The sequence below is a fragment of the Microcoleus sp. PH2017_34_RAT_O_A genome, assembly GCF_020737885.1.
Taxonomy (GTDB): domain Bacteria; phylum Cyanobacteriota; class Cyanobacteriia; order Cyanobacteriales; family Microcoleaceae; genus Microcoleus.
Map to the genome: position 1 here is coordinate 43,444 of NZ_JAEQDD010000051.1, position 22,662 is coordinate 66,105.

24 protein-coding genes and 1 tRNA gene are annotated in these 22,662 nt (G+C 48.1%); 12 read left to right on the forward strand and 13 right to left on the reverse strand.

Features of this window, described 5'->3' with window-relative positions:
* Positions 1-22: 22 nt before the first annotated feature.
* From JGK11_RS18035 to prfC, 3 genes are all read right to left on the reverse strand, one after another.
* Positions 23-586 carry a Uma2 family endonuclease gene (locus tag JGK11_RS18035; RefSeq protein ID WP_293183299.1) on the reverse strand — a complete coding sequence of 188 codons (564 nt, stop codon included), beginning with the start codon at positions 584-586 and terminating at the stop codon, positions 23-25.
* A gap of 50 nt (positions 587-636) precedes the next feature.
* Positions 637-786, reverse strand: a complete 150-nt coding sequence (locus JGK11_RS18040; RefSeq protein ID WP_293212406.1) for a hypothetical protein — start codon at positions 784-786, stop codon at positions 637-639.
* A 183-nt stretch (positions 787-969) separates the two neighbouring features.
* Positions 970-2,598 carry a peptide chain release factor 3 gene (gene prfC / locus JGK11_RS18045; protein ID WP_293207022.1) on the reverse strand — a complete coding sequence of 543 codons (1,629 nt, stop codon included), beginning with the start codon at positions 2,596-2,598 and terminating at the stop codon, positions 970-972.
* A 102-nt stretch (positions 2,599-2,700) separates the two neighbouring features.
* Here prfC and JGK11_RS18050 point away from each other — a divergent pair, with 102 nt between their 5' ends.
* Both JGK11_RS18050 and JGK11_RS18055 read left to right on the forward strand, forming a co-directional pair.
* Positions 2,701-3,045, forward strand: a complete 345-nt coding sequence (locus JGK11_RS18050; RefSeq protein WP_293183305.1) for a DUF4870 domain-containing protein — start codon at positions 2,701-2,703, stop codon at positions 3,043-3,045.
* A gap of 125 nt (positions 3,046-3,170) precedes the next feature.
* Positions 3,171-3,350, forward strand: a complete 180-nt coding sequence (locus JGK11_RS18055) for a hypothetical protein (protein WP_293212407.1) — start codon at positions 3,171-3,173, stop codon at positions 3,348-3,350.
* Here the strand turns inward: JGK11_RS18055 and JGK11_RS18060 are convergent.
* From JGK11_RS18060 to infC, 4 genes are all read right to left on the reverse strand, one after another.
* The gene (locus JGK11_RS18060; protein ID WP_293184648.1) at positions 3,307-3,783 is read right to left on the reverse strand and encodes a cyclic nucleotide-binding domain-containing protein; all 477 of its coding nucleotides are present in this window, start codon (positions 3,781-3,783) and stop codon (positions 3,307-3,309) included. The genes JGK11_RS18055 and JGK11_RS18060 overlap by 44 nt on opposite strands.
* Before the next feature lie 80 nt (positions 3,784-3,863).
* Entirely contained in the window at positions 3,864-3,995 is a 132-nt protein-coding gene (locus tag JGK11_RS18065; protein ID WP_293184651.1) for a hypothetical protein, read from the reverse strand.
* Positions 3,976-7,032, reverse strand: coding sequence for a HEAT repeat domain-containing protein (locus JGK11_RS18070; RefSeq protein WP_293196899.1), 3,057 nt, complete (start codon positions 7,030-7,032; stop codon positions 3,976-3,978). The genes JGK11_RS18065 and JGK11_RS18070 overlap by 20 nt, the downstream gene beginning before the upstream one ends.
* Before the next feature lie 259 nt (positions 7,033-7,291).
* Positions 7,292-7,825 carry a translation initiation factor IF-3 gene (infC, locus tag JGK11_RS18075; protein ID WP_265239585.1) on the reverse strand — a complete coding sequence of 178 codons (534 nt, stop codon included), beginning with the start codon at positions 7,823-7,825 and terminating at the stop codon, positions 7,292-7,294.
* A gap of 416 nt (positions 7,826-8,241) precedes the next feature.
* Here infC and JGK11_RS18080 point away from each other — a divergent pair, with 416 nt between their 5' ends.
* Together JGK11_RS18080 and JGK11_RS18085 are read left to right on the forward strand one after the other, a co-directional pair.
* Positions 8,242-9,246, forward strand: coding sequence for an alpha/beta fold hydrolase (locus JGK11_RS18080; RefSeq protein ID WP_293184656.1), 1,005 nt, complete (start codon positions 8,242-8,244; stop codon positions 9,244-9,246).
* A gap of 97 nt (positions 9,247-9,343) precedes the next feature.
* On the forward strand, positions 9,344-9,538 hold the full coding sequence (locus JGK11_RS18085) for a hypothetical protein (protein ID WP_293184659.1): 195 nt from the start codon (positions 9,344-9,346) through the stop codon (positions 9,536-9,538).
* Positions 9,539-10,250: 712 nt separating this feature from the next.
* On the opposite strand, the gene JGK11_RS18090 is transcribed toward JGK11_RS18085, so the two are convergent.
* Positions 10,251-10,412, reverse strand: a complete 162-nt coding sequence (locus JGK11_RS18090) for a hypothetical protein (RefSeq protein WP_293184661.1) — start codon at positions 10,410-10,412, stop codon at positions 10,251-10,253.
* Between the two features lie 160 nt (positions 10,413-10,572).
* On the opposite strand from JGK11_RS18090, the gene JGK11_RS18095 reads away from it, so the two are divergent.
* The 6 genes from JGK11_RS18095 (at position 10,573) to JGK11_RS18120 (ending at position 15,367) form a co-directional block, all read left to right on the forward strand.
* Positions 10,573-12,363 (forward strand): N-acetylmuramoyl-L-alanine amidase, encoded by a 1,791-nt coding sequence (locus tag JGK11_RS18095; protein WP_293212408.1) that lies wholly within the window; start codon positions 10,573-10,575, stop codon positions 12,361-12,363.
* Positions 12,364-12,601: 238 nt separating this feature from the next.
* Positions 12,602-13,462: a glutamate racemase gene (gene murI / locus JGK11_RS18100; protein WP_293184665.1), complete on the forward strand. Its 861-nt coding sequence runs from the start codon at positions 12,602-12,604 to the stop codon at positions 13,460-13,462.
* 326 nt (positions 13,463-13,788) lie between these two features.
* Positions 13,789-14,343: an NYN domain-containing protein gene (locus tag JGK11_RS18105; RefSeq protein ID WP_293184667.1), complete on the forward strand. Its 555-nt coding sequence runs from the start codon at positions 13,789-13,791 to the stop codon at positions 14,341-14,343.
* A 108-nt stretch (positions 14,344-14,451) separates the two neighbouring features.
* Positions 14,452-14,523: transfer RNA gene (locus tag JGK11_RS18110), tRNA-Asn, on the forward strand.
* A gap of 437 nt (positions 14,524-14,960) precedes the next feature.
* A complete protein-coding gene (locus JGK11_RS18115) occupies positions 14,961-15,191 on the forward strand; it encodes a DUF433 domain-containing protein (protein ID WP_293156139.1) in 231 nt (76 codons plus the stop codon).
* Positions 15,188-15,367: a DUF5615 family PIN-like protein gene (locus tag JGK11_RS18120; RefSeq protein WP_293184669.1), complete on the forward strand. Its 180-nt coding sequence runs from the start codon at positions 15,188-15,190 to the stop codon at positions 15,365-15,367. Before JGK11_RS18115 ends, JGK11_RS18120 begins: the two co-directional genes overlap by 4 nt.
* Before the next feature lie 43 nt (positions 15,368-15,410).
* Here the strand turns inward: JGK11_RS18120 and JGK11_RS18125 are convergent, their stop codons facing one another.
* On the reverse strand, positions 15,411-15,917 hold the full coding sequence (locus JGK11_RS18125) for a MarR family transcriptional regulator (protein ID WP_293184672.1): 507 nt from the start codon (positions 15,915-15,917) through the stop codon (positions 15,411-15,413).
* Between the two features lie 84 nt (positions 15,918-16,001).
* Here JGK11_RS18125 and JGK11_RS18130 point away from each other — a divergent pair, with 84 nt between their 5' ends.
* On the forward strand, positions 16,002-16,904 hold the full coding sequence (locus JGK11_RS18130; protein WP_293184674.1) for an EamA family transporter: 903 nt from the start codon (positions 16,002-16,004) through the stop codon (positions 16,902-16,904).
* 92 nt (positions 16,905-16,996) lie between these two features.
* On the opposite strand, the gene JGK11_RS18135 is transcribed toward JGK11_RS18130, so the two are convergent.
* The 4 genes from JGK11_RS18135 to JGK11_RS18150 all read right to left on the reverse strand — a co-directional run bounded on the left by JGK11_RS18135 (position 16,997) and on the right by JGK11_RS18150 (position 20,872).
* Positions 16,997-18,202 carry a glycosyltransferase family 2 protein gene (locus tag JGK11_RS18135; protein ID WP_293212409.1) on the reverse strand — a complete coding sequence of 402 codons (1,206 nt, stop codon included), beginning with the start codon at positions 18,200-18,202 and terminating at the stop codon, positions 16,997-16,999.
* Positions 18,203-18,422: 220 nt separating this feature from the next.
* On the reverse strand, positions 18,423-19,736 hold the full coding sequence (gene cbiE / locus JGK11_RS18140; protein ID WP_293212410.1) for a precorrin-6y C5,15-methyltransferase (decarboxylating) subunit CbiE: 1,314 nt from the start codon (positions 19,734-19,736) through the stop codon (positions 18,423-18,425).
* 243 nt (positions 19,737-19,979) lie between these two features.
* Positions 19,980-20,135, reverse strand: a complete 156-nt coding sequence (locus JGK11_RS18145; RefSeq protein WP_293184683.1) for a hypothetical protein — start codon at positions 20,133-20,135, stop codon at positions 19,980-19,982.
* Positions 20,132-20,872 carry a DUF1868 domain-containing protein gene (locus JGK11_RS18150; protein ID WP_293212416.1) on the reverse strand — a complete coding sequence of 247 codons (741 nt, stop codon included), beginning with the start codon at positions 20,870-20,872 and terminating at the stop codon, positions 20,132-20,134. The genes JGK11_RS18145 and JGK11_RS18150 overlap by 4 nt, the downstream gene beginning before the upstream one ends.
* A 544-nt stretch (positions 20,873-21,416) precedes the next feature.
* Here JGK11_RS18150 and holA point away from each other — a divergent pair.
* Complete coding sequence (gene holA / locus JGK11_RS18155; RefSeq protein ID WP_293212411.1) at positions 21,417-22,394, forward strand: DNA polymerase III subunit delta; 978 nt, start codon at positions 21,417-21,419, stop codon at positions 22,392-22,394.
* Positions 22,395-22,662: the final 268 nt, after the last annotated feature.

Below are 22,662 nucleotides of genomic sequence, written 5' to 3' on the forward strand. Positions count from 1 at the left end.
ACAATGTCCGCGCAACGCGAGACTAAGAAAATTGTATTTGGCGGTACAATTGGTCGATCGCAATTTCGACATCCACTGATTCCAGTCGCAAAGTATCGCCCAAACCATACTCCGACAGCACCCATAGCCCTTGTTCGTTGCGCCGAAACATTTCTACTCTGGGCTGTTCGACTTGCACCAAGACGTACTCTTGCAGCGTTGAAAATTGGCGATATTTAGCAAATTTTGCGCCGCGATCCAAAGCTTCTGTTGAAGGTGACAAAACTTCGACAATCAAGGAAGGAAATTGCACCAATTGCGGATCGTTATCGCGATCGTCGCAAGTTACCACAACATCAGGATAAAAATACTTTTGTCCTGGTTCCACTTGGACTTTGACATCGGCCATGTACATCTCGCAAGGGCGATCGACAAGGGCATCATCTAGAACCTTGGAGAAGTTGAAGGTAATCCGATTGTGATTGCGGGTTCCGCCACTCATAGCGACGACTTCGCCATCCCAATACTCGTAGCGCTCTTCTTGGGTGGGTTCCCAAGTCAGGTATTCTTCTGCGCTCATCAATAGGCGATCGGGTAAAGCAACCATAATGCGATGCCAACTAGATACCAGTTTTTTTCTGATGCCATTGTATCACCTCAGCGCACAATTAATTGACCGAATAAACCGCTTTTTCCCGATCGTTCTTTTTCCAGCAGACACGCTTCTAATTCAAACAAGCGGCGGTAGGTGAGGGAATCATTTGTGACTGGATGCTTCCTGGTTTCTTGTTTGCGGGATTCGTACAAAGCGATCAGTTTGCCGTAGCCGGGGGCGATCGATCAAACTCGATCGCCCCGAATGTCGAAATCTGCTTGCACTTCGCACTGCTTGGGGTTGATGGAGGCGATCGCGCTTATGTCAACGATCGCCACTCGGAAGATTTCGATCGAATCTAGGGTTGTCTTTCATTCAAGGTAATCGTGGTAATCTCACTCCGCGGTAACGGCCAAACCAGAAACCACAGGCGCGATCGCATTTAACATCAAAACAGGATGCTCACCTTCCACCTGACGGCAATTCCAGTCATTCCTAAATAACAAAACCGGCCTTCCCCAACAATCCTTCACCGTCACAGTATTAAACAGCCGTCCCACCTTGGCCAGGGCATCCCAACCGCCATCTACCCAACGAGCTACACTGTAAGGCAACATATCGATCGTAGTTTCGACATTATATTCCGACTGCATTCGGAACTGCACCACTTCAAATTGCAACTGTCCCACAGCCGCCAAAATCGGTTCGCGTTTCGACTCATCAACCGAATACATAATTTGCACAGCGCCCTCTTCCTGCAACTCCGAAACACCTTTGCGGAACTGCTTAAACTTAGAAGGATTCGGATTTCTCAAAAAGGCAAAAAGTTCCGGCGAAAAACAGGGAATCCCTTCATATTCGACTTTTTGACCGGTGAAAATAGTATCGCCGATCGCAAAAACCCCCGGATTGTTCAAACCGATAACATCGCCCGGATACGCAACCTCGATCGATTCCCGATCCTGAGCAAATAACTTTTGAGGTCTTGACAAACGCACCGTTTTACCAGTCCGAGCGTGAGTGACGTTCATGTCCTTTTCAAACTTGCCGGTACAAACGCGAATAAACGCCACGCGATCGCGATGTCTCGGATCCATATTCGCTTGCAACTTAAACACAAACCCGGTAAAATCTTCGTAAGTTGGCGGAAGTTCCCCGGCGCTGCTGTTGCGGGCGATCGGCTTCATGGCGTAATCTAAAAACGCATCCAAAAACAGCTCGACCCCAAAATTGCTCATCGCACTACCAAAGAAAACGGGAGTCATTTTCCCAGCGCGAACGGAGTCTAAATCGAGTTCAGTTCCCAACTCATCCAACAGTTCCAACTCTTCTTTGAGCTGATAGTAAAGGTCTTGTTCCAACAAATCCTCAATGCGCGGATCGCCCAATTCGATCACCGTATCAACAGCAGCGCGAGAACCGTGTTTAGTCCGCTCGAACAAGTGAATTTTGCGCCCTCTGCGATCGAAAACACCTTTAAAGCGATCGCCCGTACCGATCGGCCAATTCACCGGATAAGTCTGCAACCCCAATTCCTTCTCAATTTCGTCCAACAAATCCAAAGGATCTCTGCTAGGGCGATCGAGCTTATTAAAGAAAGTAAAAATAGGCAAACGTCGCAACTTACAAACTTCAAATAACTTGCGAGTTTGCGGTTCCAAACCCTTAGCAGCATCCTCAAGCATCACCGCATTATCAGCAGCCGCCAGAGTACGATAAGTATCTTCACTAAAATCTTGGTGTCCGGGAGTATCGAGCAGATTAATGTGATAATTTTGATATTCAAACTGCAAAACAGTAGAAGTAATCGAAATTCCCCGCTGCTGTTCCATCGCCATCCAGTCAGAAGTAGCGTGTCGCTGAGCCCGCCGTGCTTTCACAGAACCTGCTTCGTGAATTGCACCTCCGTAAAGCAGCAGCTTTTCTGTCAAAGTAGTTTTCCCCGCGTCAGGGTGCGAGATAATAGCAAAGTTGCGCCGGCGCTCAACAGCAGTTAGCAGTTCAGTTTCGAGTTCTGTTGTCATCACAAAATAGGTAGGGGAATCATCACCCGATCGCCATTATAGCCTGTGCTAGAGTTGCTATTAAAGGTAAAATTATCACTAAAGTCAAGGAATCAAAGTAATATGTACGACTCCGACAAGCGAAAGCTGCTATCACTGGTGTGTCACGGGGCGATTTTTTTCAGCACGTTAGTTTTATCGATCGGAGCGCCGATCGCTGTATTGTTAGTATCTGATGACCCCGTTGTCAAAGAAAACGCCACCGAAGCCATCAATTTTCACTTGAATGTATGGGTGTACAGCGCTGTGATTGTGGCGTTAACTGTGGTGACTTTTGGGCTTGCCGGGTTTATCCTAGTGCCGCTAGGTTATCTCCTACATTGGGGACTGACAATCATGGCTATTATCCACGTGTTGCAAACTCCAAACGAAGCTTACCGCTACCCTTTTATTTTCCGAATAGTTTAGACAGCAAATCGCGCTTCATTATCGATTTTAAACAACCCGATTTCTTCAATAGACCTCTTGCAAAAATCCTTTTAACCAAATTTTGGGACGGGCTAGAAGCCCATCCCACAAGAAAAAAGATTTTTGTGGGATGGGCTTCTAGCCCGGAAGGAAGAAGGAAGAAGGAAGAAGGAAGAGGAAAGAAGGAAGAAGGAATAAACTATCCGCAATTCCCAATTCCCAATTCCCAATTCCCAATTCCCAATTCCCGATTCCCAATATTCATCGCATTTCAGGAACTCTCACAGGATCTGTCGGTGGCATAACCGCCTCTTTAGCATTCAACTTGATATTCAACTCGCGAATCCGGCGCGACAGCAAGCGAATAATATTAACAGCAATTCCCGGCGTTTCATCGATCGCATCATAAAGCTGCATTTGAGTCAGCATCAAACACTCCGATTGTTCCAGAGTCGAAATAGAAGCCGATCGAGGTTCCGCATCAAATAGCGACATTTCCCCGAAACAAGCCCCCGCTTTCAACTGTGCCAAATCCCGATCGCCTATATGCACCCGCACCGTACCCGATACCAAGATATAGAGCGATCGACCTTCTTGTCCTTCCGTAAAAATCCTGTGCTTAGAAGGAAACGAAAGTTCGTCCATTACCGATGCTAGACGGACAAGAAAATCATCCCGCAGTTCCTTAAAAATCGGAACTTCCCTGACAAACAATAGGCGTTCGACGCTAGTTAACATAATGCGATGCAGTGATTAATTTAAACTTTAACAAAGGAAGGGGAATTGGGCATTGGGCATTGGGCATTGGGCATTGGGCATTAGGTATTGGGAATTAGGTATTGAAGATAGTTTCTTTTTGTTCCTTCTTCCTTCTTCCTTCTTCCTTCTTCCTTCTTCCTTCTTCCTTCTTCCTTCTTCCCTCTTCCTTCTTTACCTTTTCCCCCCAGCACCCAACTCTGCCATCATCTCTTCAACTTGAGCTGATACCAAATTATCGGGGTCATTTTGCAGCCTCGGCAACAATTCGAGCAAAGCCCGCGGTGAAGCTATTTTCAAATAGGCTAACACTGCTTCGCGGACAAAACCCGTCGGGTGTTGCAGACAGACAAGAGTTTGTTGGGCGGTAAGGCTCCAACGCGCTTCCCTCGCCAAGTGAAAACAGCAAGCTAAAGTCCAATCCGAAAGGAAATGGCGCAATTCCAGTAAGCGGCGCAAACGATCGCTCGGGGATAGAGGTTTGTACACCATTAATTCCGAGAGATTGCTCAATTTCTCTCTTTCCGAGTGCTGATCCAACAAATTGATCAGCGATCGCTTCTTAGCGATATCCACAGTATTGTCGAGAATTTCCAATCCCCTAGCCACCAAAGAAGGTTGGCCAGAAGCAATGTTGAAAGCAGCAGCTTGTACGGTGTCCAACGGATAAAGAAACTTCATCAGCAAAAAACATCGTTCCTTAGCATCAGCTTCCAACCCCGCCAGAGCGCGCTGCAACAATTGAGCCGTATCGTTCTCGGGTGCACCCCTGCTGGCATCTCGATCGGCAAAATTGCCATAGGTTGTTACACCAGACAAATCCACCATAGCTGCATAAATTTGACCGATAAACATCAACTCCTGTTCGATAAGAGTTTCCAATCCGCTGCGGCCGATGCGGTCTAGAATCCCTTCTATACCCGCTTCCGATGGCATTTTCAACAGGATGCGGAGGATGTTGCGCCTGGTAGTTCCCCAAGCCGTCATCAAATTGCTGACCAAAATGTCGATCGCCTCCACAGTCCCTATTTGACCGAGAGCCGTCCAAGCTTGCAATCTGACCAAATCTGACTTATGGATATCCTCAGCCAAATAGACGAGCAAAGGAATCGCATCATTGTGAAGTTTGACGATCGCCTGCAAAGCCGCTTCCCGAGTCGATTTGTAACCGAGTCCGCGCAGCAGCGAAGGATAATATTCTTCCGAATGAGTAGAAGAAATCACGTCTAACAGAGCGCAGCGCACTCGCAGAGATTCATCTTGCAACAGATTGGGAATATAAAGCCGCAGTCCTTGCAAATAATCAGCCTCTCCCAGAGCCCGCGTCCCCATCACCCGTTCTCGTTCCATCTTGTGCGTCAGCATTTGGCGCAGCGTATTAGTAGCCTCTGCCTTTTGCTGGCGATCGCCCCTTCTCATAATTAAAGCAGCCGCCGTACCCCGTACTACCGGATCGACATTCGGCTGCAAATAAGGCCGCAAGTTGTCAATATTCGGTTCAGCCTCCGTCAGCCAGATGTAGCGCAAAGCCAAGGCCAGCACCTCCGGCGGCAAGGATTGCTGCGATAGAGCCCGTACAGCTTCTAAATATTCCGGGTTTGGGTGTTGCAGCATTGTTTCCAAGCTCTGGCGCTGCAAAGCCGAAGGTAACACTTCCAGGATCGGCGCCAAAACTTCTCCGACATTTTTCGGGTCAATTTGCGTCAGCAGTTCTATACAAGAGCGCTTTTCATCTTCGCCCCCCGGCTTTTCCAGAGTTTCCACCACTGCGCGTTTGAGAGCTTTCAGGTCAACGTCAGTGACGCCCAAGCGCCCCCGTTCAGCACTTTTGACCAACAAACCCACGTATTGAGAGCGGATCAGCCAGACTACAAACAGCCACACCAAAGCCAAAAGTACGATCGCCCCGATGAATACCAAGCTTTGGTTGTCATGAAATAGTGTGTCTTTTTCGTCTTGGTGGGGAAGTACCTTGTCTGTCACCCACAGCATAATTAGGATGCCAACTCCTGTCACACCGCAGGACAGAGGTTCGCCCACACCGTTGACTAGAGTTTGAATTCCCGATCGAATATTGTCAGGAATCGGTTGGAATAAAACCGGGCTCACAGTTTCCAACAGCGTGTAGTGCAGCAGTTCGTCCAGAAATCTCAGCAATATCAGTCCGATGAACACAGATACTAGCTGGCCCAGGGATGCTCCTATCGTCAGCACGCCCAGAATAGCGATTCCCGCCGGCAAAATCATCGCCGTCACGAATACACCGATTCGTTCTACCAAGCGGCTCGATGCGAACCACTGAGTCGCCACTTGAAACAGACCTTGAATCCCCTCGTAAATGCCCAAAAAGCTAGCAATCCAGCTAGCTCCACTAGCGCCGTCCGAAGGGTTTTGGTATTCTAGCTGGCTGTAGAATTGAAAATCTACCAACACATAGAGGACTTCTGCAAGGACGAAAAAACTAACTAGAGGTATGGCGTATTTTTGGAGAGGGCCTGTTATTTTTCGGGCGGTAAATTCTTGTTGGTCGTCTTCGTCCTCGTCATCTGTCCAGTGAGCCGTTTCCGGGAAAGCTTGACGGTATTTTTCTGTGAGGTAGTACAGCAACAGCGAGCCTGTCGCCACCATTAACCCCGATACTAGAGTAACGTTTTTGAGTCCGACTACATAGAGCAAAACTGGCAGAGAAAACCCGCTAACTACCCCAGCCACTAGATAACCACTACTGACTAGCGGATAGGTGCGCTTGATTTCTCTAATATTAAACAGTTGGTTGGAAGTAATGGAAGTATTGAGGTCGTTGAGGACATAGCAAGCTTCCACCCACAGCCACATCAAAAAAATAGTAATAAAAGCGATGCTGATGCCAGCTATCTTAGTATTTTCGTAGCCGATGCCGAATCTAAACAAAAATAGCGGTACCGACATCATTCCCAGAACCGCTACAACGGTGCGTCTCAGCGGCAGGATTTTTTGCATCCACGAGTAGACAAATCCCAAACCAGAACCAATAAAGGCGCTGGCTATATAGATAAAGGGCATTTTGTCCGCACCGAATTCGTCTAAAAACAGACCTACCGTGCTGAGTTCCAGCCAGATCAGCCCGACGGAGGTTAGAGTGTAGACGAGGAACATCAGTATGGTTCGCTCTACTTCTTCCGATCGCAGGTTGAGCGATCGCAGCACTCCTTTTCCTGCTCCCGCCCAAGCGCTGATTTGAAAATTTTCCATGCTTAAGAGTGCGTAGATATCCCGATTTTAGATTTTAGATTTTAGATTTTAGACTTCGGCTAGCGCGAGCATCGAACGATTTTAGATTTGCTCCACAGATGGAATCTAGGAGCTGGAACTTTGGTCTAAAATTTTTGTTTTGACCCTCGACGACTAGAGTCGGAAACCTATATCTTTTTTGGGGCGTGGCAATTAGTCTACCGTCACCAGTCTATTACTATTGACTGATGACTGATGACTGATGACTAATCGCTCATAACTATTTTTTCGGCGACAGCAGCATCATCATACTGCGGCCTTCTTTTTTCGGCGCTTGCTGCACCTCTGCGATTTCCTGCAAATCTGTGGCCATGCGCTTGAGCAAGTCCTCTGCTAGGTTACTGTGTTGGATTTCCCGACCTCTGAACATGATCGTGGCTTTTACTTTGTCCCCAGATTTGATAAAGCGGTCTGCTAGTTTGAGGCGCACTTGGTAGTCGTGTTCTTCAATTTTATAGCGCATCTTCACTTCCTTCACGTCAGCAGTGTGTTGCTTCCGTTTAGCTTCTCGCGCTTTCTTTTCCTGCTCGAATTTGTACTTCCCGTAGTCCATGACGCGACATACAGGCGGGTCAGCTTTGTCGCTGACAAGTACGAGGTCGAGTTCTTTTTCTTCTGCCAGACGCAGCGCTTCTGCGGGTGTCAATATCCCTAGTTGCGCGCCGTCGGTATCGATCACCCGGATTTTGGGGTATCGAATATTTTCGTTAATCTGGGGTAGGTTGCGATTTTGTCTTCTTTCAATCACAGGCATGAATGGTTTTACAATCAGTAGTTTAATATTGAAGCTTCTTGATAATTACAGGTTCGATCGACCAATCTTTCATTTTGTCCGATCGAGCTATTTTGTAAGGTGTTACCCTTACCGGACGTACTACCGCGCCCTCTCTCCCCTCAGCTAAAGCCTTAGGGAATATTTGGACTATCGTAAATGAATTCTTACAATACCTGTTATTCTACTCAGTCTGGCTAAGTTTCTGCTTAGTTTTATTTTAACTTCACACACGATCGCCCGCCCCCGTGCCAGATTGATGGTAAAAAGGTCGCAAATTCCCGGTAAATCGTTAAAAATCAGCTAAAACGGCTTTTATTAGCTAATCTAGCCAGTCCGCTCCGTTCCCCAAGTCCCCTGATTTGCCTTGTAGAATGGGTATAAGCAAATGTAAATTTATGTTGCGAGCTGAGGCAAAATTGACAAATTATCTGCACTGGCACCAACGGGTAGGAACTCAACGAGACTGGGTGTGGCGCGGTTGGCAAACTCGCTACAGCTATTTGCGGCCGGCTTTGGGGAACAATCAAGGCGCGATCGATCTTCCAGATGCTGCTACCAAACCAATAGCCTCCGCCACATCAAGCACCCCAATTATTTTACTGCACGGGTTTGGAGCTTCGATCGGTCATTGGCGTCAAAATCTCGGCCCCCTCGCTGAAAAACATACAGTTTACGCCTTGGATTTGTTGGGTTTTGGCGCTTCCCAAAAAGCTCCCGTTAACTACTCTGTGTCTTTGTGGGTCGATCAAGTGTATGATTTTTGGCTGACTTTTATCAGAGAGCCGGTAGTATTGGCAGGAAATTCGATCGGTTCCCTGATTTGTCTGGCCGCCGCCGCCGCTCACCCGGAGATGGTAGCCGGCACGGTGATGATTAGCCTCCCAGACCCGTCTGTGCGAGCCGAGGCGGTACCCGGATGGCTGTTACCGGCGATCGAAGCTGTGGAAAGCTGGTTTGTTTCTCCGCTCATCCTCAGACCTCTGTTTGCTTTCGTCCGCAAACCTTCAGTTGTCCGCCGCTGGGTCGGCTTTGCCTACGCCAACCCGGAATCTGTTACCGACGAATTAGTGGACATTCTATCAGGGCCTGCGGGCGATCGGGGAGCCGCCCGTACCTTCTGCGCTGTATTTAAAGCTGTAGGCAGTTCACAATTCAGCCCCGGTGTCAAGACTGTACTGCGAAATTCCACAATCCCGATGCTGTTAATTTGGGGCAAACAAGACCGGATGATTCCCCCTCGGTTCGCCCGGCCCCACCAATTTGTCGAATGCAATCCCCAGTATGTAGAGCTAGTTGAATTAGACAATGCCGGCCACTGTCCCCAGGATGAATGCCCGGAACAAGTAAATGAAGCAATTTTGAACTGGATCGATCGAAATTTTGCAGCTAAGGTGAGTTGATTTATTTAATTTTATGGTCGCTTTTTTCAGCAATTTAGAGATTGACAGAATCGCCAAGATACTGTATCTTCTCTAACTGGTAGTATACGTGGGAGTTATGCAGTTAGTCGAAAGGCAGGTCATCAAACCAAATCACAGGTTTTTGCCAGAAGCCGATCGATTGTTTCTGGTGTCGCAAAAACTTGACAACTGCGATAACAATATCTCCGGTCAAAACTTTTCCCCCGTCAAGCAACCAATCCTTTGGCTGTCGATCGTATACGCTCAAAGACTGTTGGTGACAAAGCATTAGGCACCAAACAAAGTGAGACAAAACATTCTCCATTTACAGTTAACAGCATTGACTGGCTATCATCGTTTAAGATTAGCGATGCCGGAAACCTAACTAACAACTAAGTTTCCATTACTACCCAAAATGTCCGACTGTAACAATGCCATAAAAAAAGACGGAAGAGGCGCTATGTAGTTGTATGTCAATGTCAAGCTGTGAGAGACAATGATTTTATAAAAGGATATGCCAGTTGGTCTGGAACTAATATTTAGCTGCATTCAAAAGTCATTTCAATCTGGGAAATCCTGATCATGCTGAAAGTAGGTTGTTAAGTTATCAAGGTAGCCTATGAAAAGTTAGAAGACAATGCAACTGTCAAACGGATTATTACCCTTACTGTAACTATCTCTATCCATTAAAGACCCGTCGTACAGATTCCTTGAAGAGCGTTCAACAGTTGACAGTTGACAGTTGACAGTTGACAGTTGACCGAAGGAGAGCGACCTCTACCTAGAAGGATGAGGATTGGAGTAATGAATAGTCTGATTTTAAATTCTCCCGATCGGGGTTCCGGCTTTCAACCAATTCTTTCTGGTAAAATTTCAACTTCTAACTTCAAGAAATAAGGGTTAATTGCTCCTATAAATAGTAGCAGCACCAGATCGTCCGGATATTATGAATTGCTGAAACCATTGACTTTATTGCTTCTGAGTTCTCTGGCGACGATAGATAATTAAAGTTTTCTAACCGATCGCATTTTAAAAATCCCGATCGCGTGCTCGTTGCCGAACTTCCTTCTTCCTTTTGCTATAAATACCTTCCCTTGTGCCAACAATTTCTCAGTCAGCTTATAACCGATCGCCCCCAAGTATGCAGGAAAGTTCCAAAATGTCATAATTGGGGATTTGGCGGCCAGTTAACGCATAAAAAAGTCATTTAGCCAACAACTGACGGCCCCTGGCCCCCGGTCTGCTGGCGGCGAACTGCTGAAAGCCACTCGGGCAAGCAGCACCCTTCCAGCTTTTAGCAGTAACGCAAACGAGGAAAAAACTGTCGTGAAATTCCACTGGCTACTACCAAGTTTCTTAAGTGTATTTTTGCTCGCCGGAGCCGCCGAAGCAGCTAGACTGCAATCTTGGCGGTTTGATGCTTCAGAGAACCGGCTCTACATTAGAACAGAGGGGGGAGTCCAACCCAAGGCTCAACTGATTTTCAACCCCACGCGATTGGTAATCGACTTACCGGGGACGAGTCTGGGCAGTCCCTCGGTCAACAAACCGCTGTCAGGGGCGATCGAATCTGTGCGAGTAGGACAGTTTGACGACGATACCACCAGAATAGTCGTCGAACTCAAAGACGGGTTTACTCTAGACCCCCAGCAAGTAAAATTTCGGGGCATTTCTGCCAGCGAGTGGACAGTAGATTTGCCCGCACCAGTACGCGGAGGAACTCAAAATTCGATCTCAGAACCTGGGGGAGAAAGATTATCGGTTGAACCTTCAGCAAGGGAAACCCAATCTGCTGAAGCGACTGTAGTTCAGAACGTTCAGGTGACGGCGGACGGTTTTTTGATCCGTACTGCCGGTGGCAACCCCCAAATTAATTTTCAACAAAGTCGAGCCGGGGACATCGCCACCCTCGATATTGAAGGAGCTACTTTAGCTGCGGGCGCGGGCGGCCAACAGCCTCAAACTAACGGCAAGCACGGAGTTGACAAGATTGAAGTCCGGCAATTGCCAACAGATCCGCCCGTTACCCGCGTAACTTTGCGGATGAAGAGTTCTAATACTCAGTGGCGCGCTTCTGTCGGCAATTCTGGCTCGGTTGTGCTATCGCCAGGAGGCACGAGTCCGCCAATCCTGACGCGCTCCCAACCCCTAACTGTTGGGAGACCAGCTCAAGGAAGTTTAGCGAGAGTTCAGTCCATTGATTTAGCGAGTAACGGCACGCAATTCGTGGTGAGAACTGACCGCCAAGTCTCCTATACCAGCGGGTGGGATCAATCATCGAAAGCTTACTGGATTCGGCTTGCTTCTAGTTCTCTGGCGGGGCAAATTCCTCAGCTCGATGGCAACAGTCCTGTATCGTTTACCGCCAGCCAGGAAGACGCGGAGACTGTGGTGATTTGGGTGCAACCGCGATCGGGGGTACAGGTAGGCAGGGTGACGAGACCTAACCCGCAGATGCTGTCTTTGCAGTTGCGATCGAGTGCTAGCGCGCAGTCACCTTTGACTCGCGATCCAAATCCGCAGCCGTTGCCGCCGAGAAGCAGTATAGGAGCGGGTGATTTGCCCCAAGGTTCTAACCGTCGTTTCGTAGTGGCGATCGATCCTGGCCACGGCGGCCGCGATCCGGGTGCCGTCGGGATTGGGGGCATTCAGGAGAAGGAAATTGTTTTAGATATCTCATATCAGGTGGCAAGGCTGCTAGAACAGCAGGGCGTGCAAGCCGTAATGACTCGGACTGACGACAGCGAAATTGACCTAGAACCGAGAGTTTCTTTAGCATCACGGGTGAATGCTACTTTGTTTGTCAGCATTCACGCCAACGCGATTAATATGAGTCGCCCGGATATTAGCGGGATTGAGACTTATTATTTCGATAGCGGGGAAGATTTAGCTCGGGTGATTCACGCCAGTATTTTGGATGGGACGGGGGCGAAAGACCGCCGGGTGCGGCAGGCGAGATTTTATGTTTTGAGGAAGAGTGCTATGCCTTCTGTGTTGCTGGAAGTCGGTTTTGTCACAGGTGCTGAGGATGCTGCTAAACTTTCCGATCCAGCTTACCGGAGTCAAATGGCGGCTTCGATCGCTCGTGGCATTTTATATTATCTTCAACAAAGATAATGGGCGGTTGACAGTTGACAGTGGACAGTTGACAGTTGACAGTTGACAGTTGACAGTTGACAGTTGACAGTTGACAGTTGACAGTTGACAGTTGACAGTTGACAGTTGACAGTTGACAGTTGAAATGACAACAGACAACTGCTTTCCTGTCAACTGCTTTCCTGCCAACAGTTAACAGTTAACAGTCAACAGTCAACAGACAACAGACAACTAACAACTAACAATTAACAATTAACAAATGACAACAGACTCCAGACAACAAAGAATCGGTATATTTGACAGTGGCGTGGGCGGTTTGACTGTTTTGACGCAGTTATACAAACAATTGCCCAACGAATCAATACTTTATTTTGGAGATACGGCAAGGCTGCCTTACGGCACTCGGGCTGCGTCGGAAATTGTGCATTTTGTCCGCGAAATTATGGCCTGGCTGGTGGAACAGGATGTGAAAATGGTCATTATGGCCTGCAACACCAGTTCTGCTTTGGCGATGGAGATGGTGCAGGCTGAGTTTGATATTCCGGTGCTGGGAGTAATTCTGCCGGGGGCCCAGGCTGCGGTGCAGCAAGGCAAGCGGATCGGGGTGATCGCAACTCCTGCTACGGCTGCTAGCAATGCCTATCGAAATGCGATTTTGGAAATGGATGATTCTTGTCGGGTATGGCAGGTTAGCTGTCCGGCTTTTGTGCCTCTGGTGGAGCAAAATCGGATTCACGATCCTTATACTTCTGAGGTGGCTCGGGAATATTTGGCTCCTTTGATTCAGCAGCGAATTGATACGCTGATCTATGGCTGCACTCATTATCCGCTGTTGGCTCCCGTGTTGCGATCGCTCTTGCCTGCTGGGGTGAATTTAATCGATCCTGCGGTGCGCGTGGTGGCTGCTGCTGCCAGAGAATTGGAGGTTTTAGGGCTGCGAAATTCGGGTGCTGCGCTGCCGACTCGTTTTTGCGTGAGTGGCGCCCCGCAGCAGTTTGCGGACTTGTCGGTGCAGTGGCTGGGCTGTACTCCTGCGGTGGAGAAAATATCTCTGCCGACGGTTGTCCGTAGCGAAGCGGGGCGTAAGCCATCGCCCGTATCCGTGGAATCTGTCGAGTAAGCGGAAAAATTTATCGATCGCGCGCTAGCAAAGCTTGCAGAAGACGATCGCACAAATCCCACACCAATTTCCCACAGGAATGCAACTGTAAGCAAACTCCAAACCCTTATCTGACAAGTCATTCCAGATTATTTAATCAAAAATCGAAAATCAAAAATCGAAAATCGTATCACCCCCCACATCCCAAGCTTTTCGGGATTTGGGGGGTTTAATTATTGCGATCGGAGGTAGCAATCAATCATCAATCTGTAATAAGATTTAACAAAAGCTTTGATGAACAATGCAAATAACGTCCTCTATCTGCTGGAGCTCTTCAGCCTTGAACCATGTCACCCTATATATCGCAAGCAGTGTTACTTGTAGACGGCTATAACATGATTGGACTTTGGCCTCGACTCCGAGAGAAGCGCGATCGCGACGAACTCGAAACAGCCCGCCGCGAGTTGATTGAGGTTTTAGTTAACTACAGCGCCGTTCAAGATTTTGAGGCCAGACTGGTGTTTGACGCTCACTATCGAGATACTCCGAGCGTTAAAGAAATTATTACTAAAAATTTATCAGTGCACTACACTGACTTTGGTCAGACGGCAGATACTTATATTGAAAAGTCTTGTGCTAGTTTGCGCTACGAATTGCGATCGGTCAAAGGCAAAGGGCGGATGATTGTCGCCACCTCAGACCGAGCGCAGCAATTGACCGTAGTCGGCTACGGTGCCGAATGGATGTCCGCCGAACAACTAGCCGCTGACGTAGAATCCACCGCCCGCCGCAGCGAGCGCCAGCACAAATCCCGCAAACACAACTCCAGTCGTTTTCTGTCGAATTCCCTCGATCCTGAATCGCAGCAGCGTCTCGCCAGAATGAGAATGGGGCTGCATTAGCTGCTGGAACCCGCTTTCTGTACGATCGAAAAAAAGTTTGTCAAAGGCCTTGCCAAATCCTCTAAGTTCAGCTACTATTAGTAAATGTGGGTGACAAAAACCACGCAATCCTCGGTAGCTCAGTGGCAGAGCGATCGGCTGTTAACCGATTGGTCGTAGGTTCAAATCCTACCCGGGGAGTTAGTAAAAGTCTGAAGTTGGAAGTTTCCAGCTTCAGATTTTTTTGTTTTTATTTTCCGATATATTTTTCTATAATGTAGATGCAAACACTTTACCTGTATCGTCAGGAACCCAACTCTAAAGAGATTGGGCTTGCAAGAGAAATCAAGTAAGCCATTCTGACCAGCCTAAGACCTCACGCAGGTCTACGTTATTTGGGTCACGACACCCTGTGGATGCGACGCTAGTCCCCTGCCCTGTCGCTAGTAGTTAAACTGTTTCAAGGTCACTGAAACAGTGCTGCTAGCCGGAAAAAGCCCTTATAACATTGACCGACAAGCGAACATTACCCGAAAGGGATTCGGAGACAACCATATCTCCACAGAGGGGCAACCATACCCCTCTAACCCCGAAAGGGGATTCAAGGCGGTTGAAACCCCACTTACCAAATATTTTTTATGAGCTATCGCGATATCATCACCATAGAGCCAGATAAGCGTGGTGGCAAGCCCTGCATTCGTCGGATGCGAATTACGGTTTACGATGTTCTTGGCTGGCTGGCTTCTGGAATGTCTATTACTGAGATTATTGACGACTTCCCAGAACTGACAGAAACAGATATTAGAGCCTGTTTAGAGTTTGTCGCCGATCGCGATCGTCGTTTAGTTGCTTCGGTGAGTGTCGCTTGAAACTACTATTCGATCAAAATCTGAGCCGAAAATTAGTTACTCGCTTGGCTGATATTTTCCCTAACGCTAGCCATGTTGAATTTCACGGGCTAGCAGAGAAAACAGATACAGAAATCTGGGATTTCGCTAAGTTGAACGATTTCTGTATTGTGACAAGTATGATTGCAACGAAGTAAAAAGACTTTGTGCATCCGCTGCAATGATTTTTTACTGTCACCGCTACTCCTCAAATGAAATTAAAAGCTTCCGCAGCAGTTGAGCTAGAACTTTACGTTCGGCTTCGTCTAAAGCGCTAAGGAGTCGATGCTCATTGGCAACATGAGCCTCAACAGCTTTCTCGATCGCGTTGAAACCTTTATCGGTTAACTGAATTAGCGTCCCTCGGCGATCGCTCGGATCGTCCATGCGCTTCACAAGATCGGCCCGTTCTAAGCGATCTATACGATGCGTCATCGTACCCGATGAAACCATCAATGTATTGAATAGCTCGGTCGGCGTAAGCTGGTACGGTTGGCCAGAACGGCGCAATGTCGCCAACACATCAAATTCTCCAACGTTCAAGCCAAAGTTGGAAAATGTCTGTTGAAGCGATCGTTCTAAGTATTTGGTCAGTCGCCCCATCCTACCAATAATGCCCATTGGCGACACATCTAAGTCAGGGCGCTCTCTTTGCCATTGAGCCAAAATCGCATCGACTGGATCGGCATTCATTGAAATGCTACTCACCTAAAAATTTTGATGCCAACCATCTTAACATCAAGATAAATGCTAGAATCTTGGCATCAAGTATCTTGACGTTAAGATAAAATTGTGAAGACAGCTACTGTTCGCCTCTCTGATATTCTGCTGACTGCTCTGGCGCCGATGATCTGGGGAACAACTTATGTTGTAGCGACTGAACTCCTGCCCCCTAACCATCCGCTATTAGTGGCTGCTTTGCGATCGCTCCCCATCGGTATTCTGCTAGCAGCCTGGTTTAGACAACTGCCCAAAGGTATTTGGTGGTGGCGTATTCTGCTCTTGGGTAGCCTCAATATCGGAATTTTTCAAGCACTATTATTTGTCGCTGCTTATCGCCTTCCGGGTGGCGTTGCTGCAACGGCAGGCGCAATCCAACCTTTATTAGTCGTATTATTTTCTTCGTTAATATTGAATGAAAAACCGTCTAAGCTGTCTATTGTGGTGGCGATCGCAGGCTTTATTGGTGTCGGGTTGCTGGTTCTGGGCCCTAATGCGCGTCTTGATAGCATTGGCATTGTTGCTGCGATCGCTGGAGCTGCAACAATGGGTCTGGGAACGGTGCTAGTCAAACGTTGGAAACGCCCAGTTTCTCTACTTGTTTTTACAGCATGGCAGTTAACAGTTGGTGGAATCGTTCTGCTGCCGATCGCCCTAGCGATCGAAGGGCCAATAACTCATATCTCAACAACTAACCTATTGGGCTTCGTTTACCTGGGCTTAGTCGGCACTGGAGTTGCTTATGCACTTTGGTTTCGGGGGATTGATAAACTCAAAACATCGGCTGTGGCATCGCTAGGGTTGATGAGTCCTGTAGTAGCAACACTACTGGGATTCGTCTTACTACACCAAACACTTACGCCAATTCAACTGATTGGGATGGGAATTGTTTTGATGAGTGTTTTGATAGGGCAACAAACGGATCGGCTACGTCAACGCTTATCTAATACTTTCAAATCTCGGATCAAAAAATAACTTACAGTCGTCATCCTAAGGTGCGTCAGGAACAAGAGTTTCGAGTTGCATCAACTATTTGGCTGACGCACCCTACGGAATATTACCGAATACTAAACATCGCGTTCCGTGCGTACCCATTTGGTTTGCCGCTTCAGGATAAAACCCAGATATAAAGGGATTTTCCACAGGATGTAAAAAGGAACAGATAATAGAGTTGCGCCGGAAATGTCGGCACGCCCAAATTTTGCCCAAGCGCTGACAATTGAAACTAAAATTAGCAGTCCTTGTACTCCTAATAATATGGCGGGAATCGCGGATGCTCCGATAATTGCTGCTAGTATTGAGGCGACAAAAGCGGCTAGCCAGATAGCAACTAAAAGGGATAGGGGAGGGACGGCTAAGTCGAGGGCGATCGCCATTAAGTCAAAACGCTGTTGCTCGATCGAAGCTGTCGCCAGCCTGGGAGTTTGAGTTAGCAAGGTTTGTAAGTGTCCGTGTTCCCATCTGGTTCTTTGAGTTTTAGCTACTTGTTCCTGCTGCGGCAAACATCCGGTGACTCGGGCTTCGGGGCAGAATACCGTTGGATGTCCGGCGATCGCCAAATCCAAGCTCATTTGCATATCTTCGACGATATTGCTGCTGGCTAAGGGAACATCTCGAATGATTAACCACGGAAAAGCCATGCCCGTACCTGTTAGCAATGACGGGAATCCTAACTGTTTTAATCCGCTCGGCCGGACTAGGTTTTTCACTAGAAATGCTAAGGCAGAAATCGAATCTTTTGGGGTAGGATTGGGCGGCTGTTCCATTAAATATGTTGCTTGGACTGGCCTTTGTTCTGCCATTGCTACCCGGGCTAATTTATCGATCGCGTCCGGCTGACAAATGCAGTCGGCGTCAACCATGATGATTACTTCTGGGGGGTCTGAGGCGATCGCAGTCAAGCCGAAATCTAGGGCGTATCCCTTCCCCTTGCGTTCTGTGTCGTGGCGCTCGATCGCACTTGCACCGCTGTTGCGGGCGATTTCTGCTGTGGCGTCGGTGCAGTTGTCAGCAATCACTAACAGCCGGTCTTGAGGTGTTAGCTGCGGCAATATAGTGGAGATGGTGGCGGCTATTCCTGCTGCTTCGTTGTAGGCGGGAATTAAAACTGCTACTTTGGGGCGGGGTTCTTGAGTTTCCGCTGTAGTGCCAAAGCTGGACAGGAAAGCTGCACAGCATTCTAGGAATAGAACTGCAACCGGAATTAGAACGATCAGGGCGATCGCCGAGAGTACAACATCAACAAATAGGAACCCTAGCTGATTTATTTGCACAATTCTAGTACCTTAATTTAATTTAATTTGCTGCGGTCATTGAGTTGATTTAATCAATTTGCACCCTGGTCTACTCAGCGAGCAAACCTATTATCTAAGCTATCATAATATCATGTCCTGAAAAATCACCATTATTAGGTGCGAGCCTTCGAGAAGACGGGATATTATGCAGCGATTCATCTGCGTTCATCTGCGTTCATCTGCGGTTAAAATTCTAGAATTAATTCAAATGTCGATCGATCGTCACAATCGAAATTGGATTCAACGCATCAAAACGAGTCAAACTGCCCCCAGACACAGAACGCGATAACTGCACCTGCACGATGCGGTAACTCCAGTGCGGTTCCCGGCGCACCCGATCGCCAATCCAGCTTAAAACAGTAGCAATATCCTCAAAAACATCCAAAGCTAGGACGATCGACCCTCCAGCGAGCAGCCGCAGAGCGCAAACGCCCAAAATTTTAGTCAACCCTCCACCGCTACCACCGATAAAAATCCGGTGCGGCGGACGCAAGCGGTGCAAGATTTCCGGGGCGGTTCCGTGAATCGAAAACACATTTTGCAACTCAAAACGGCGACAATTGAGTTCGATCGCAGAAGTGCCAGAAACCGTTTGTTCGATCGCGTACACCTCAGACTGCGGGAATAAACGAGCAATCTCGATCGAGACAGAACCGTTACCAGCACCCACATCCCAGACAACTTGTTCGGGTTGCAAAGCCAATTGAGCCAACACCAACACCCGCACTTCCCGTTCAACCGTCAAACCAGGGCGATCGCCACAACCGATAAAAGCTGCATCGGGAATACCCAACAAAGGCAAATTTCCCAAATCCAAAGCTTCTGTCGGCGGGGACTGCCGCAGCATCACCACCACGCTCAGAAGTGCAAAATCCTCTCCCAGCAAAGCTTCCAGAGACTTGTAACCCACGCGCTCTTCGGCGGAACCCAAATTTTCGCCAACCCAAAACTGGTAGCGTGTGGGCAAATCCAGAGCTTTCACCAAACTTGCGATCGCCGCCGGAGTGCGAGTTTCGTCTGCGAGTACCGCAATTTTCTCAACACCCAGCTTGAGTTTTGCCGTCAGTTCCTCAAAAAAACGTCCCTGGGAACCCACAAAATGAGCATCCTGCCAAGGGACGTGCAAGCGGTTAAAGGCCAACTGCACGCAGCTTGTATGGGGGTGAAAAGTCAATTTATCCGGCGGCAGTTGGGAAATGAGCAACTTTCCCCAGCCGTGGAACAGCGGGTCTCCGGCTACTAAAATTACAATCAGTTGATGCGAGGGGGTGGAGGGGGGCGAAAAAGTCCCTGCATCTGGCTCTAAATTCGCATCTGCGGCCAACCAACGCCTAATTTCCAGAATTGCTTCGGTTAAATCTTCCAACGCCCAGCGCTCGCAGGATTGCTCGGGAAAATAGCTCAAATGCCGATCGCTCCCGATGAGCAGAGCGGCCATTTCTACAACCTGCCGCGCCGATTCGCTCAGCCCAGCAGCTCCATCTAAACCAATACCAACAACGTGTACAGTCACTTTTGCATTAAAAATTAAAAAACCAGAATTACTGATTTTTCCTGGTTTCTCATGAATTTTTTGCTTGATTTTGTTGTCAAGTCAGAATAATTAAAGCATTTTATAAGCAGTATTTTGAAGGTTGGGACAGAGGAGAGGGGGAGAGGGGGAGAGGGGGGAGAGGAGGAGAGGGGGAGAGGGGGAAGAATTGGGAGAGGGGGAGAGGGAAGAGGGGGAAGAATTGGGAAAATCTTCCTTGATTCCTCATAATTCTGGCTTGTATCGGTTAAATTCCGTACTTTGCTCGTTGCCGAACTTCGCTCGAACCTCTTTCTTCCTTCTTCCCTCTTCCTTCCTTCTTCCCTCTTCCTTCCTTCTTCCCTCTTCCCTCTTCCTTCTTCCTTCTTCCTTCGTGGTCAAAACTCAAAAACAGGCCAATCCGGTTGCCGCACGTAGCTAGTCATATCGTCAAACTTCCGCAGTTCGGCTTTGTGCACCCACAGATCCTGGGGCGTGTCGAGCCATTGGTCGTTTAACTCAGCCATCAGGGCAGAAAAATGAGCGCGGTCTAGGTTCGGCCCGGTATCCCCAAAATAAGCCAGAGTAATGTGTGCCGTAAAATGATATTGCTGTTCAATTCCCAAGGCAATTAAATCGGGATTTTGATAGATCGATCGACGAAACTCCAGAATTTGCTTGTAAGAGTTTTCGTCCGTCGGTGCCAAACAGACACCTACAGCCCTAGTCATCACCATCAACCCCAGCACCGTCCAGCGTATGGGAGAGCCGCCCGCCAAGGGTTTGCAGGCCGCAAAACCATCTTTCATGCGCCCGCGCAGTTGACCCTCAAATTCTGGATTTTTCTCAGAGGCATCTCGAAAAGCGCTGCTCCAAATCAGATCGGCGACGGTTAAATGGAAGCTATCAGGAGGCAGTGCTACGATCGCACCGTCCGCGATTTCCTGCAATAGCCGTTGTTGGACTGAGTGTAAATTAGTATAAAGTGCAGTATTGTCTGCATCTTCCCCCGCAGGTGGCGTAATCACCGAATAACCCGGAAAAGGTACAGGAGTTCTGTGACCGACTTCATCAGGCTTAAATTTTGGAGATTCCTGAATGTGTTCCACCTGGGACTTGTAGGAGTCCAGCAGCGTCATTCGCGCCACCCGATTTACGTAAGCTTGATAAGTATCATCCAATCTTGATTTCCTCGCGGTGAAATACTGCCACACCAAATTTTATATTATGGTGCGGGCTTTCAACAGATACATTTAACCCGGCAAATCCAGGACTAAGCCTGATACTACCGTGTATGGCAATACAGAAAAAGCTGCCAGCTCTCCTGTCAAGGAGGTATCTCTCAAAGCTTTCAACAGGATATTGAAAGCGCCATTTGAATTTATGTCCACACTTTGAACAGGTTTTTGATGTGTATTCTTCCGTTATGCCTACTACAAAACTGCCATTTAACAGCAGCTTGATGCTTCAACATTTGCTGGAAATGATAATGACTCAAAGTGACCATGGTCTTAGCTGTTTTAGTCGCTAAAGCATTTTTTTCTCAATCTACACTACCAGCTTTTACCTAATTATTCAAGAAGTTTCTAGAAAATCATTTACTTTGTATCAACAGTCTGATTCAGGATATGTTGGACTTCGGGATCGTGCAAATCTGATTTTTTGGGCTGCTGAACTTGAAATATGCCAATTTACCTGTTTTGGGGGGAAGACGACTTTGCGATCGCGCAAGCAGTCACAAGTTTGCGCTCCTCAGTCCTCGACCCCAACTGGGCTAGTTTTAACTATGACAAGATTGTTGCCGATCGACCCGACGCTGTGGTTGAAGGACTCGATCGAGCTTTAACGCCACCCTTCGGCACCGGCAGCCGTTTTGTCTGGCTGGCAAATACGACTGTAACGCAGCAGTGCTCTGCGGAACTTTTAGCCCAATTGGAACGGACGCTGCCAGTAATTTCCCCTAGTACCGTATTGCTGCTGACATCTGTCAAAAAACCCGACAGCCGGCTCAAATCTACCAAGTTAATCGCCAAGTCCGCCGAATTCCGAGAATTTTCACCGATTCCGCCTTGGAATGAAAAAGAGTTAGCCCAGCGGGTGCGCCAAGTCGCCGGCGAAATGAATGTCAAATTGACCGCCACGGCGATCGAACTTTTAGCCGAATCCATCGGTAGCGATACGCGCGGGCTATACAGCGAACTCGAAAAATTGCTGCTGTTTGCCGGCAATCGCAGTCAACCTCTCAACCCCGAGGAAGTCGCCGCACTGGTGCACTGTAACGCCCAGAATACCTTCCAGCTAGCCGATGCGATTCGCGAGGGCAAGACTTCCGCTGCTTTAGAGTTATTGGCGGGCTTAACGGCTCAGAGCGAACCTGGTTTGAGGATTGTGGCGGGCTTGACTGGTAAGTTTCGGATTTGGCTGTGGGTGAAGGCAATGATCCAAGCGGGCGATCGCGATGATAAAATTGCTCAAGCTCTAGACCTCGGCAATCCGAAACGAGTATACTATTTTCGCCAAGAAGTCAAGAACGCCAGCTTAGAAAAACTACAAAAAAGTTTGCCTTTGCTGCTAGAGTTAGAAGCTTCTTTAAAGCGGGGCCGGGAAGAAGTCTCAACCCTGCAAACCAAAGTAATAGAACTTTCTAGCTTGTTTCGGTGAGGAGAGACAGCCCAGCAGGAGCGGGCCGTGACTTTCAGTCAGTTGACAGTTGACAGTTGACAGTTGACAGTTTGAGGGCGACCTCTACCTGGAAGGAAAAGGATTGGAGTAATGAATAGGCTTCTTTTAATTTCTCCCGATCGGGCGGGCGGGCTTTAAACCAATTCTTTCTGGTAAATTTTTACAACAAATTGCGCGATCGGATATATGCTGGATATCCGATCGCGCGCAAAAATCTCAATAGCTACGAGAAATAATCTCAGAATGC